Raw genomic sequence first — 12,100 nt, forward strand, 5'->3', positions numbered from 1 at the left:
GCTTGGTCGTCACACCCATGAACGAGCACAAGCCCAGGAAGCGGGCCAGCACCACGTTGTTGACCAGAGCCGCTCCGACGATCAGCAGCAGTAAATCGTGCATCGAATATCCCTCACCCGAGATCGGTATGGCAGCTTTCGCCCGGGCCGGGGCCGTAGGCGCGACGGATAAAGCGGGGGGTCAGATCCCCCTTTTTGGCGAGATAAGACGCCGTCAGCCGGGCGATCACGATGCCCACGCCCAGTCCGACGACGGTTCCCACCATAGTCCGGGTTTCGCCGCCGCCCAACTGGTCGATGGTGACCATCGCAACCAGCATGGTCAGCAGCGGGATCGCATACGCGGTGATTGATGCCCGCATCAGCGATCCGCCGCCCAGGCCGACGACCACCCGGTCGCCGATCCGCAGCCCGGCGCTATTGGCCAGGGTAAAGCGTTTGGCCAGCAGGCGGGAGGTGTTGCCGGTTTTGGTGCCGCACAACGCCGCCGACATGCAGCCGTTACAGGACCCGGTCGGTTCCGGTTCCAGAATGGCCAGTCCGTGTTCGAAGGCAACCACCTTGGCCACGGCCTCGATGGTGGTCTCGCCTCCCGGAGTCGCTGTGTGGTCCAAACCCTGGCTCATGTCTCCATGCCGCCTTTCAAACGGTTCTGTCTTAGGCCGTCACCGTGGCGGTAACGCCATCGGGGGTGACGAAGATCGCCGTCAGACCACCGGCGGCGCGCAGGATGTCCTGGCGCCGTTCGACCGGAGCCAGCAAAAGCGCGGTCGACAGCCCGTCAGCCGTGGTGGCGTTGTTGGCAACCACCGAAACGCCCACCATCGCCGGCGCGGTCTTGCCGGTGCGGGTGTTGATCAGATGGGTGAACTGGCCAGCATCGTCGAACAGGGTGCCATAGCCGCCCGAGGTCGAGACCGCCTTGTCGACGACGTCGATTTCGGTGACGGCGCGCGAAGGATCGGCCGGGTTGGCGATGCCGATCCGCCAGGCCGAGCCGTCCGGCTTGGTCGACAGCGCGCGGGGTTCGCCCATATCAACCAGCATGTTGACGAAGCCATGGCTCCGCAGCACGTCGGCGACGCGGTCGGTGATGTAGCCCTGAGCGCCGGAATTGAGCGTGATCGCCATGCCAGGACGGGCCAGGGCGATGGTGCGGTTAACCGGATCGATCTCGATCCCGCGCCAATCGACCAGGGCCAGGGCCTTCGCCATGTCGGCGGCGGCGGGACCGGCGGGGTCGGGGTTGGCGGCGGTGAAATGCTGGAAATACAACTGCCACACCGGCTGAATCGTCGGGTCATAGACGCCGTCGCTGATCTTCGCCAACTCACGGGCGTGGGTCAGCATTTCGATCAGTTCGACCGGAGCGTTGTCGAGGCGGCCGTCGCGGTTGAGCGCGGTGATCGCCGAATCGGCGCGATAGACGCTGAAAATCGATTCCAGCCGGGCCAGTTCCTCAAGACCGGCGGCGATGGCGGCGCGGGCCTTGGCTTCATCGGTGTGATAGAGCTGGATGGTCGAGGGAGCGCCGAGAGTGGTGCCTTCCCAACGGACCAGACGGGCGGCCTGCGCCTGGCTCGCCTGCCAAATCAGGGGCAGGCCGGCGGCGGCAGCCAGCACGGTGATGGCACGACGGCGGTTGATACGGACGGTCATAGAACCTCAGCCCTCCTCCAGCGAACATCCTGTCTCCGGGGCGGGTGCCGCCGCTCCGGACCGGATGGATATGCTCAAATCTTAGTCACGTTGTCAAACATGCCCAAAAAAACGTCGGGGCGCATCCTAGGCTACCCAAAAGCGCGGTTCAAGTCCTACCTACCCCTGACCGCGTAAGGATGAACCAGTACAGAGTGGCAGAATTCCATCGAATTCAGCCATTGTGCAACGCACCCCAGCCGCATGGCTGGCATGTTTAACCGAAAATGGGGCGAGAAACGCCACAAAATTTCGTAGCCCGCCCCCGTCACAGCGAAGTGACATAGGAATGAGCATGACCTTGGGTATAGGCGAGGTCTGGGTGGGAGGGGGTCCGGCTTATTCCGGCCGCCGCACTACGCCGAACCAATAGGTCTCGACGCCATGAATCGCCCGAAACAGGTCGTCGATTTCCATCGGCTTGGCGATATAGCCACAGGCTCCGGCGCGATAGGCGGTGGCGACATCCCATTGCGAGGTCGAGGTCGACATCACCACGACGGGGAGATGGTTCAGCAGAGGGTCGGCGCGGATTTCTTCGAGCACCTGGATGCCGCCCTTGCGCGGCATATTGATGTCGAGCAGCACCAGGTGCGGCATGTCGGGATCGGCGTCGGCCGAAAGTGGGCGCAGGCGTTCCAGCGCCTCGATCCCGTCGCGTGCGCGTTCGACGATGCAGGGGAAGGGGCCTTCTCCGATCGCTTGCGACACAAGGGCGACGTCCCCCGCATCGTCGTCAACGACCAGAACACGATAGGGGGACACAGCGTTCATTTGGGATTTACCGCATAATGTCGATGTTTAGTTCTGTATTAAAGCGAAACCACGCTGCGAAACCACGGCATAAGCGATGTGCCGCCAAGTCAGAGCTGACTTAAATGTCTGTCTTGGCTGCGACTTTTTGGCTTCGAGGACACGATCCTATCCCGGATATCGGCCGTATGCAAACCGGGATCGCCGAAGGTTGGGTAATGTCACTTGCATGATGCGTTGTTGGCCGTTATACATTGGTTGAGAGACGCACACGCACGTGCCTATGGCCCGTTGGGGTTATGCAACGACGATCGCGTCCTTTTTGGAGAAGCTGGCCGTATGGGCCGGTCCCCGAAAGGGAGGTGGACATGGTTGTGACCCGCGAACGGGCCTTTATCCCAAGATTTGAAAAAAGTATGTGACGGCGGTCAGGCATGACCGGTCAATCCGGTCGTCTGCCGCCGACGCGTTCCGCGCCCCAACCCCCTCCTTTGCGGGAGAGTGGGCGATCACCTCGTGTTTGGTTCGGCAACCTTAATGGACGGGAACCGCTTGCTTAGTGGAGACTAGAAAAGATGAAGCATATCGCGTTTGACGGACGATTGGTGGTAGTGGGTTTCGGCAGCATCGGACAGGGGGTTATGCCGCTGATCCTGCGCCATATCGACATCGATCCGACTCGGATCACCATCATCACCGCCGACGAACGCGGTCATGACGTCGCCAACGAATACGGGCTGCGCTTCATCAATCAGGCTCTGACGCAGGAGGATTATCGTCCGCGACTGAGCGCGATGTTGGGCAAGGGCGACTTCCTGCTTAATCTGTCGGTTGACGTGTCGTCGGTGGCCCTGGTCGAACTGTGCCGCGATCTCGGCGCGCTTTATCTCGACACCTGCATCGAGCCGTGGCCGGGCGGCTATACCGATCCCAGCCTCAGCCCCAGCCGCCGCACCAATTACGCCCTGCGTGAGACGATGCTGGGTCTGCGCCGTTCCGGTCCGGCCTCGACCGCGCTGATCACCCACGGGGCCAATCCGGGTCTGGTGTCGCATTTCGTCAAGCAGGCCCTGTTGAACGTCGCCGCCGATACCGGGCATGGTACGACGATCCCCCGCGACCGCGCCGGGTGGGCCGCGCTGGCCGAGCGAGTCGGCGTCAAGGTCATTCACGTCGCCGAGCGCGACACCCAGGTGGCCGACCGTCCCAAGGAAAAGGGCGAGTTCGTCAATACCTGGTCGATCGACGGCTTTGTCGGCGAAGGCTGCCAGCCCGCCGAACTGGGCTGGGGCTCGCATGAAAAGGGCCTGCCCGCCGATGGTCGTCGCCACGATTTCGGCTGCGACAGCGCGATCTATCTGATGCGTCCGGGGGCCAGTCAGCAGGTGCGGACCTGGACTCCGACCGAGGGGCCGTTCCACGGCTTCCTGATCACCCACAGCGAGGCGATCTCGATCTCGGACTTTTTGACGGTGCGCGACGGCGACAAAGTGGTCTATCGCCCGACCTGCCACTATGCCTATCACCCCTGCGACGATGCGGTGAAGTCGGTTCACGAACTGGCGGGCAAGGGCTGGGTCCAGCAGCCGCGTCAGCGTCTGATGATGTCCGAGATCACCGGCGGCATCGACGAGCTGGGCGTGCTGCTGGCCGGTCACGCCAAGGGGGCCTATTGGTACGGGTCGCAGCTTTCGGTCGGCGAAGCCCGTGCGCTCGCCCCCCACAACAACGCCACCAGCCTTCAGGTTACCGTCGCGGTTCTGGCCGGGATGGTGTGGGTGATGGAAAACCCCGAACGCGGTATCGTCGAGCCGGACGAGATCGATTTCCAGCGTATCCTTGAAATCTGCCGTCCTTACCTGGGACCGGTGGTCGGGGCCTATACCGACTGGACCCCGCTCGATGGGCGCGGCACCTTGTTCCCCGAAGATATCGACACCAGTGATCCCTGGCAGTTCCGCAATATCCGGGTCGCCTGACCCGGCTTGCACGCCGAAACGGGGGAGCATGACGCTCCCCCGAGCCCGGCAGGTTATCCCCGCGCATTCTTGCCGATTTCGATTGCCTCGAACCGGCTGGCGCGGAAGGTGGCTGACCAATGCCCTATCTTCAGTCCCGCTTTCTGCTTCAGATGAGCGAGGAAGGACCGGGGGTCGGGCAATTGCTCCCACACTGCGGGCAGAAACAGAGCCCGCCTTGCTCCATCCTCGATAATCAGCCCGTCGCGGCGTGGCCGCAATTGGCCCAGCAAATCCGCTTCGTCGGCGAAGCGCATCGCGACTGGCGGGGTCAGCACCGACACCGACAGGGCCAATCCGTCCAGCTCGCTTTCGGCCAGCGGGGGAAAGCGCGGGTCGCTGAACGCGGCCTTGAAGGCATTGTCGACGATATCTTCGGCCAGCGACCGCCATGCCAGCGGCGAGCCGATGCAGCCGCGCAATTGTCCGCCTCGGGTCAGGGTAACGAACGCGGCGCCGGGGTGACTGAGCCGATCAGCACGCTCGGCCGGTACTGGTGCCGGTTTGCCGTGGGCGAGACCATGGCGGATCGAGGTCCAGGCCAGATCGAGCAGGGTGGGGCCAAGGCTCCGAATCGCCTGGGCGTCATCGTCGGTTTCATACAGTGCCCAGGCGCCATAGCCGACCACCCGGTCACGCGGTCCGGCCGTGTCGCCGGAATTGCGCAGGTCGAGGCGCTCGATCCGTAATCCCCGCCGCTTCGCCGTCAGCAGCAATCCGGCCAGCGGATTGTGTCCGCAGGCGGCATCGCCTGCGATCCCATCACCGTCCAGCCGCTCGATCGCGGCGGCGGTGGATTGGTCCTGGCGATTGCAGGATTGGTAATCGAGATAGTGTGACAGATCGGTCGAAATCACGATCAGGGTCTCGGCTCCGCCCCAGACGGTGTCGAGAGCGGCGGCGACCGTTTCGGCCGGAGCTTCGCCGACAACGAGCGGCAGCAGCAGAAAATCGGGCCCCAACACGGTTTGCAGGAAGGGAAGCTGGACCTCCAGGGCGTGTTCCTGGGCGTGTGCCGGTTCGAACAGACCGAGGCCGGGCAAAGCGGCGAGACGCTGGGTGCCGTCGCGGTCAAGGGCGACCGGGCCCAGCGGGGTCGTCCACAGATCGGCACCGGACAGAGCCAATCCGCGCAAGGCAACCCGATGCGATGGACCCAGCAGCACCACCCGCCGCACCGTTCCTCGGGCCGGAGCCACCTGGGCATAGGCGGTTGCGGCAATCGGGCCGGAATAGGCCCACCCGGCATGTGGAACGATAATCGCCTTGGGCGCGGGAGGATGGGCGGCCGGAGCTGCGGCGAGCAGGGCCACAAGCTGACGAGAAAGCTCGGACGGATCGGCGGGGTAGAACTGTCCGGCGACGGCGGGAGGACGAATCGCGGTCACTTCGGTCCCTCTCATAGGCAATGTGTCCGAACTTATGCTACTCTTCGGATATGAATAATGCCATCCAGGGCTCTCTTCACCCGGCGCGCCACTGGCATCGACACGACGACGGTCGGGTGGTCTGCGAAGTTTGCCCCCGTCATTGTGCCCTGCGTGAGGGACAACGCGGTGTGTGCTTCGTCCGAGCGGCGTCAGCGGACGGCATGGGGCTGACCACCTATGGTCGTTCGTCAGGATTTTGCATCGACCCGATCGAGAAAAAGCCGCTGTTCCACTTTCTGCCGGGGACGCCGGTGCTGTCGTTCGGTACCGCCGGGTGCAATCTGACCTGCACCTTCTGTCAGAACTGGGACATTTCCAAGGCCAGCACTGTCGACCGACTGAACGATTCCGCTTCGCCCGAGGCGATTGCCGAGGCGGCGGTCCGGCTGGGCTGCCGGTCGGTTGCGTTTACCTATAACGACCCAGTCGTGTTTCTGGAATATGCCGTCGATGTCGCCCAGGCCTGCCACGAGCGCGGGCTGAAAACGGTGGCGGTTTCGGCGGGGTATATCGAGGCGGCGGCGCGGCGCGATCTGTTCGCCGGAATGGATGCCGCCAATATCGATCTGAAAGCTTTTTCCGACGATTTTTATCGCCGTCTGTGCGGTGGGCAATTGGAGCCGGTCAAGGAGACCTTGCGCTGGTTGGTCCACGAGACCCCGACCTGGGTCGAGATCACCACTTTGCTGATTCCCGGCGAAAACGATTCACCCGCCGAGATCGAGGCACTGTCAAACTGGATTGCCACCGCTTTGGGGCCGGAGGTGCCGTTGCATCTGTCGGCATTCCATCCGGACTGGAAGATGCGCGACCATCTTGCCACCGATCCGGCGGTGCTGACCCGATCGCGGCGGATTGCCCAGGCCAACGGCCTGCGCCATGTCTATACCGGGAATGTCCACGATCTCGACGGCGGCAGTACCCGATGCGCCGTTTGCGGGGCGAAGCTGATTGAGCGCGATTGGTACCGGCTGACCGGATGGACCCTGACCGCGAACGGACAATGCTGCGCCTGCGGCGCCGGTCTGGCCGGTCGGTTTGAACCCTATCCCGGTGATTGGGGGGCACGGCGTCAGCCGGTGCAACTGGGATAGGATTCCCCGGCCACCGCGACGGTGGACCGGGGATCGTGATCGCGGCGGATCAGGCGGCTTTGGTGCTGTCGCTGAAGCGGGTGCTGAGCGGTTCCAGAACCGCAGTCACCGCAGCGGTGGTCACCTCGGCCAGCTTGCGCGTCTCAAGCACGGCGTCCTCGAACGACTGGCGGGCCAGACGGGTCTGAAGCTCGGCGAACTCGGTCGGGCTTTTGATCGCGAACAACGCCTTGACTGCGGCGTCGGTCTTTTCAATCGAGCGGGCGAGAACCGCCTGCTGCGCCTTGGCGATCTCTTCGATCGCCTTGACGCTGGCGGCGCTGCTCTTGCTTAGAGCGTCGGCGTTATCTTTTCCGAACGAGACGAACGTTTCGAAGCCGTCGATTTTGAAGCTCATGGTAAACCCTTTCCCAGCGTCACGCGGCGCTCCGCAAGTGGGATGCGCTTTTGTGCAGTGCAACATGAGGCCACTTTAGACCTTTTCCGGTCCGGCGCAACGTCAATTTTTGCATTGCAGCATAAGAGGGTGGTTTACCGGGTTACCGCGAAATCGCGCAGGACGCCGACTTCAAGCTGGGTTTCGCGCAGACGATAGCTGACCGCGTCACCAATCGAGACGATTCCCAGCAATTGCCCGTCGGCGACGACGGGAAGATGGCGAATCCGCCGCTCGGTCATCACCAGCAGCACGCCTTTGACCGAATCAGTGGGGGAACAGGTGACCACTGGGCTCGACATGATGTTGCGGACCGGCATATCGACCGCCGCCTTGCCGAACTGGCTGATGCTGTGGACGATGTCACGTTCGGACAGGACGCCAAGCAGAGAGCCCGAACTGTCGCAGACGACGGCGACGCCGACTTTCTTTCCCGTCAGCAGAGAGGCAGCATCGGCAACCGAATGATCGGGCCGGATGGTGAAGATGTTGTGGCCTTTGATATCAAGGATGGCTGCGACTGACATGGTTCATTCCTTCCGACCCGAACCCGAGGCGTCATGTTTCACCAGCCGGTGGTGGCGAAGACGCCCTGTAACGACTCCAGATTTGGGGGTGAAGGCGTTGGCTTTCAATGGCCGACAGGGCATCAGGTGCAGTCTATGAATCGATCAGAAACGCCAGGCGGGGGTCGGCCGTCCGCGGCACCATCTCATGCACGGTGTAGCGGGCCAGACCGCCGATCACGAACGGGTCTTCGGCGATACGGGCTTCCACCTCGGCACGGTCGTTTCCATACGCCAGAATCGCGCCGCCAGTCCGTGGAGTCTTTGGCCCGGACAACAGAAACAAACCATCCTGAAAGCCTTTGTCGACCCAGGCCCGGTGAGCATCCAGGGCCTGATCGATCTGTTCCAGCGGCGCAAGGTAATCGACGCTGAGCATGAAGACGGACATGGCAGTGCCTTTCTTCCGAGGGAGAGCGCCAAGAATGCGGGATCGGCGGTCAAGATGCCAGCGATACCCCTCTGGTTTGGATGGCGGGTGATCCCACCCCACGCATGACGATTGATAGGGATGGACTCTGATGGATCAGCTTAGGTCAAAGGTTATAGTGATAATGTGGGCGAGCTGATAAGACGATTGACAGGATTTGCTTTTCAACCTCAAAAGGGAGGATATTATAAAGATATACATTTCATTTTTTATATGTTTTCTCATTTGGCGACATCACAATGGGTGTGGTTGCATTTCGCTCATTACGGTCGATAAGCCTTTCGGATTGCAATCAGAAGCCGGGCCAGCCCGTCTGAGGCGCAGCAATGCGGCTCGGTATCAGGCGGCTAGGTGACCTGTGTCAATAAAAAGAAGACGTGGAAAAACCGGGGGGAAGACACTTGAAATCGAACGACCAAGGGATCTGCCCCCATGAAAGCACTTAGTATTCGTCAGCAAATTCTCTTTATGCCGTTTTTGTCGGCTGTGGCGATTTTGCTTGTTGGAGTCTTTGCTGCAAATATCGTCCACGATAAGATCGATGCCGCTCATCGCCTTCAGATCAAAAGCGTGACCGAATCCGCCGTTCGGGTGGTGGGGGCGCTGCACGGGGAAGTCGCGGCTGGACGGCTTGATGAAGAGCAGGCCAAGAGTCTGGCCCGCGATGCGATCCGGGCCATCCGCTTTTCCGGTCAGGAATATTTCTACGCCTACGATTACGACGGCAAATTGCTGTCCCATCCGATCCGGACCGATCTGGAAGGGACCTACAAGCTGAAGGATACCGTCGATTCCAATGGCGTCCGCACCATCGACGAACTGATCAAGGCGGCGCGGCGTGGCGGCGATTTCCTGCCGTTCCAGTGGCCCAAGCCGGGCGAGACGGCCCCTTCGGCCAAGCTGGGCTATGCCGCTGGCTTCGAACCGTGGGGCTGGATGATCGGCACCGGGGTTTATGTCGATGATGTCGAGGTCGAAACCCGGCGGGCCCTGGGGCTGATCGCCGCAGCGGGCGGTATCGCCCTGGTTCTGTCGGTCTTGGTCGGGTTGCTGGTTGCCCACGGGATCGGCCGTCGCGTTCGCGCCCAGTCCGAACGGATGCTGTCGCTGGCCGATGGCGATCTCGACAGTCCGATTGTGAGCGATCGGGGCAATGACGAACTGACCCGGATGGCCGAGGCGCTGGAAATTTTCCGGCGGCGGATGATCGAGAATCGGGAGATGTCGGCGGCGCGTGAAGCCGAGCAGACTCGCCGCGCCGATGAAGCGCACCGGATTGCTGGTCTCGCCAAGACTTTCGATGCGGCGGCGACGCAGGCGTTGGATGTCGTCGCGACGGCGGCGGTCGAACTGGAGCAAAATGCCGCGCAGATGTCTGCGTCCGCCGAGATGACCTCGACCCGTTCGGTAACTGTCGCTTCGGCGGCAGAGCAGGCTTCGGTCAATGTGCAGACTGTCGCCGCCGCCACCGAGGAATTGACCTCGTCGATCGGCGAAATCGGTCGTCAGGTCACGACTTCGGCCCGGATCGCCATCGACGCCTCGAACGAAGCGGGACGGACCAGCGAGCATGTGCGCGGACTGGCCGATGCGGCGCAACGGATCGGGGCGGTGGTCAATTTGATCAACGATATCGCGGCGCAAACTAATCTGTTGGCGCTGAACGCGACGATCGAGGCAGCGCGGGCGGGCGAGGCGGGCAAGGGCTTTGCCGTCGTCGCGGGCGAGGTCAAACACCTCGCCAACCAGACCGCCAAGGCGACTGAGGAAATCGGCGAGCAGATTTCGGCGATCCAGCAGGCGACCGCCGTTGCCGTCAGCGCGATCGATTCGATTGCCCGGACCATCGGCACCATTCGCGATTCGACCACGACAATCGCCTCGGCGGTCGAACAGCAGGGGGCGGCGACCCAGGAAATCACCCGCAATGTCCATCAGGCTTCGTCGGGAACCGCTTTGGTCAGCGACACGATCGCCGAAGTGACCCATGCCGTGACGGAAACCCGCCAGATTTCCAGCGGAGTCCATGATGCCGCCGGGCGGTTACGGCGCGAGTGCGACATTTTGCGGAGCGAGGTCAGCCAGTTCCTCAACAATGTTCGCGAAGGCTAAGTTTCTGCGCTAAACAGGCCTCTTCAGAGCATCGTGCGTCAAACCTGACGCACGATGCGAGTGCGGCCACTAAAGGCCGCGGCCAAGCCACCGGAGGTGGCGCCCGGCAAGAGGCTCAGTTCCGCATGATCGTTTCGGCCAGCTATCGCACCGATATCCCGGCCTTTTATGGGCGCTGGTTCCTCAATCGCTTTCGCGCCGGTTGGGTCAAGGCGGTCAATCCCTATGGGCGGCAGATTTCAACGATCCCCCTGCGCGCCGGGGTCGATGGCTATGTGTTCTGGAGCCGCAACGTCGCGCCGTTTCTTCCCGCGCTGGACGAAGTCCGATCCGCAGGCTACCCCTTTGTCTTACACCATACCGTAACCGGCTATCCCCGCCGTTTAGAACGGTCGGTGATCGATCCCGCCCGCGCCATCGCCGCGATCCGCGAGGTGGTGGCGCGTCACGGGGTGGGCACGGTGGTCTGGCGCTACGATCCGGTGCTGATCTCTTCGCTGACGCCGCAATCCTGGCATCTGGACACTTTCGCGACCCTGGCCGACGCTTTGGCGGGGGCGGTCGATGAGGTCGTGGTTTCCTTCGCCAGCCTCTATCGCAAGACCGAGCGTAACCTGACCCTGGCTTCGGCGGCGGGGGAGCGGTTCGACTGGGTCGATCCCCCCCTTGCGGAAAAACAGGCTTTGCTGATCCGTTTGGTTGGATTGGCGGCAGAGCGGGGAATGACGGTGTCGCTATGCGCCCAGCCGGGATTGGTTGTGCCCGGCGCGGCTCCCGGTCGCTGCATCGATGCCAGACGTCTGGAACGGGTGGCGGCGGCGTGGGGGCGGCCCCGTTCGGTTCCAGCGCGGCCTCGGGGAACAAGGCCCGGCTGTCAGTGTCACGAAAGTCGTGATATCGGCGAGTACGATACCTGCCCGCACGGATGCACCTATTGCTACGCGGTCGGTTCGCGCGAACTGGCGCGGATGAGATTCGCCGAACACGACCCTGATTCTGAATTCCTTTTTCGCCCGCCCGGGTCAATATCCATACCGGAAATGCCGACTTTGCTGTGATGCAGCATATATAGGGATAATACCTGATCTTATCCAATAGACATATTTCTGAAATGGGAAGAACAGGAAATTCTTTATTAAAGTGAAATCAAATTAACTTTGGTGTTTTGCGCCGAATGCCGTATGGTTTTCTCGACCGATTGTTCTCAGACGAGGAGGCTACCATGCTGTCAGGCACGACCAGAGCCGTCCCGATTCTCGTCGGTTCTCGCCAACCCGCCCGGATCGTATCCCGGGTGTTCGATCCTCGTACCCGTCGTTCCCCCTGCTATGCCGGGAATGCCGAACCCTCGCTTGATGAGGTGATCGGCGATCCGATGGTTCGCCATCTGATGGATCGGGATGGGGTTGTCGTCGATTCGCTCCTGTCGTTGTTAGACGAAGTTCGTCTTCGTCTGCGCTAGGCGCACCCTAACAAGGCGACTTGGGTCCGGTCACGGTGTGCCCTCTGGCTCGCCGGGGGCGAACGTGGTCGCTGGCGGTCTGAGCATCGCTTGGGCTGGAC

Annotated in this window: 13 protein-coding genes; 5 read left to right on the forward strand and 8 right to left on the reverse strand. The window is 62.2% G+C overall.

What is annotated here, in order from left to right; all coding sequences use genetic code 11:
* The 4 genes from K678_RS19690 to K678_RS04980 form a co-directional block, all read right to left on the reverse strand.
* Positions 1 to 103: Rnf-Nqr domain containing protein (locus tag K678_RS19690; protein ID WP_021131362.1), on the reverse strand; the 103-nt coding region annotated here is incomplete at its 3' end.
* Between the two features lie 10 nt (positions 104 to 113).
* Positions 114 to 626 (reverse strand): SoxR reducing system RseC family protein, encoded by a 513-nt coding sequence (locus K678_RS04970; protein WP_021131363.1) that lies wholly within the window; start codon positions 624 to 626, stop codon positions 114 to 116.
* A 31-nt stretch (positions 627 to 657) separates the two neighbouring features.
* On the reverse strand, positions 658 to 1,659 hold the full coding sequence (locus K678_RS04975) for an FAD:protein FMN transferase (RefSeq protein WP_021131364.1): 1,002 nt from the start codon (positions 1,657 to 1,659) through the stop codon (positions 658 to 660).
* Positions 1,660 to 2,037: 378 nt separating this feature from the next.
* Positions 2,038 to 2,472, reverse strand: a complete 435-nt coding sequence (locus K678_RS04980; RefSeq protein WP_021131365.1) for a response regulator — start codon at positions 2,470 to 2,472, stop codon at positions 2,038 to 2,040.
* A 554-nt stretch (positions 2,473 to 3,026) separates the two neighbouring features.
* Here K678_RS04980 and K678_RS04985 point away from each other — a divergent pair.
* Positions 3,027 to 4,430 carry a homospermidine synthase gene (locus K678_RS04985; RefSeq protein ID WP_021131366.1) on the forward strand — a complete coding sequence of 468 codons (1,404 nt, stop codon included), beginning with the start codon at positions 3,027 to 3,029 and terminating at the stop codon, positions 4,428 to 4,430.
* A 53-nt stretch (positions 4,431 to 4,483) separates the two neighbouring features.
* Here K678_RS04985 and amrB read toward each other — a convergent pair whose 3' ends face one another.
* A complete protein-coding gene (gene amrB, locus K678_RS04990; RefSeq protein WP_231376209.1) occupies positions 4,484 to 5,872 on the reverse strand; it encodes an AmmeMemoRadiSam system protein B in 1,389 nt (462 codons plus the stop codon).
* Positions 5,873 to 5,907: 35 nt separating this feature from the next.
* Here amrB and amrS point away from each other — a divergent pair, with 35 nt between their 5' ends.
* A complete protein-coding gene (gene amrS / locus K678_RS04995) occupies positions 5,908 to 6,993 on the forward strand; it encodes an AmmeMemoRadiSam system radical SAM enzyme (RefSeq protein ID WP_051185834.1) in 1,086 nt (361 codons plus the stop codon).
* Between the two features lie 49 nt (positions 6,994 to 7,042).
* Here amrS and K678_RS05000 read toward each other — a convergent pair whose 3' ends face one another.
* The 3 genes from K678_RS05000 to K678_RS05010 form a co-directional block, all read right to left on the reverse strand.
* Complete coding sequence (locus tag K678_RS05000; RefSeq protein ID WP_021131369.1) at positions 7,043 to 7,390, reverse strand: phasin family protein; 348 nt, start codon at positions 7,388 to 7,390, stop codon at positions 7,043 to 7,045.
* A 134-nt stretch (positions 7,391 to 7,524) separates the two neighbouring features.
* Positions 7,525 to 7,956, reverse strand: a complete 432-nt coding sequence (locus tag K678_RS05005) for a CBS domain-containing protein (RefSeq protein WP_021131370.1) — start codon at positions 7,954 to 7,956, stop codon at positions 7,525 to 7,527.
* A gap of 133 nt (positions 7,957 to 8,089) precedes the next feature.
* A complete protein-coding gene (locus K678_RS05010) occupies positions 8,090 to 8,386 on the reverse strand; it encodes a YciI family protein (RefSeq protein WP_021131371.1) in 297 nt (98 codons plus the stop codon).
* 471 nt (positions 8,387 to 8,857) lie between these two features.
* Between K678_RS05010 and K678_RS05015 the strand changes: the two genes are divergently transcribed.
* From K678_RS05015 to K678_RS05025, 3 genes are all read left to right on the forward strand, one after another.
* Positions 8,858 to 10,537, forward strand: coding sequence for a methyl-accepting chemotaxis protein (locus K678_RS05015; protein WP_039852082.1), 1,680 nt, complete (start codon positions 8,858 to 8,860; stop codon positions 10,535 to 10,537).
* A 125-nt stretch (positions 10,538 to 10,662) separates the two neighbouring features.
* Positions 10,663 to 11,595, forward strand: a complete 933-nt coding sequence (locus tag K678_RS05020; protein ID WP_021131373.1) for a DUF1848 domain-containing protein — start codon at positions 10,663 to 10,665, stop codon at positions 11,593 to 11,595.
* A gap of 164 nt (positions 11,596 to 11,759) precedes the next feature.
* On the forward strand, positions 11,760 to 11,999 hold the full coding sequence (locus K678_RS05025; protein ID WP_021131374.1) for a hypothetical protein: 240 nt from the start codon (positions 11,760 to 11,762) through the stop codon (positions 11,997 to 11,999).
* Positions 12,000 to 12,100 lie beyond the last annotated feature (101 nt).

The sequence above is a fragment of the Magnetospirillum fulvum MGU-K5 genome (genome assembly GCF_000442515.1).
Classification (GTDB): domain Bacteria; phylum Pseudomonadota; class Alphaproteobacteria; order Rhodospirillales; family Magnetospirillaceae; genus Phaeospirillum; species Phaeospirillum fulvum_B.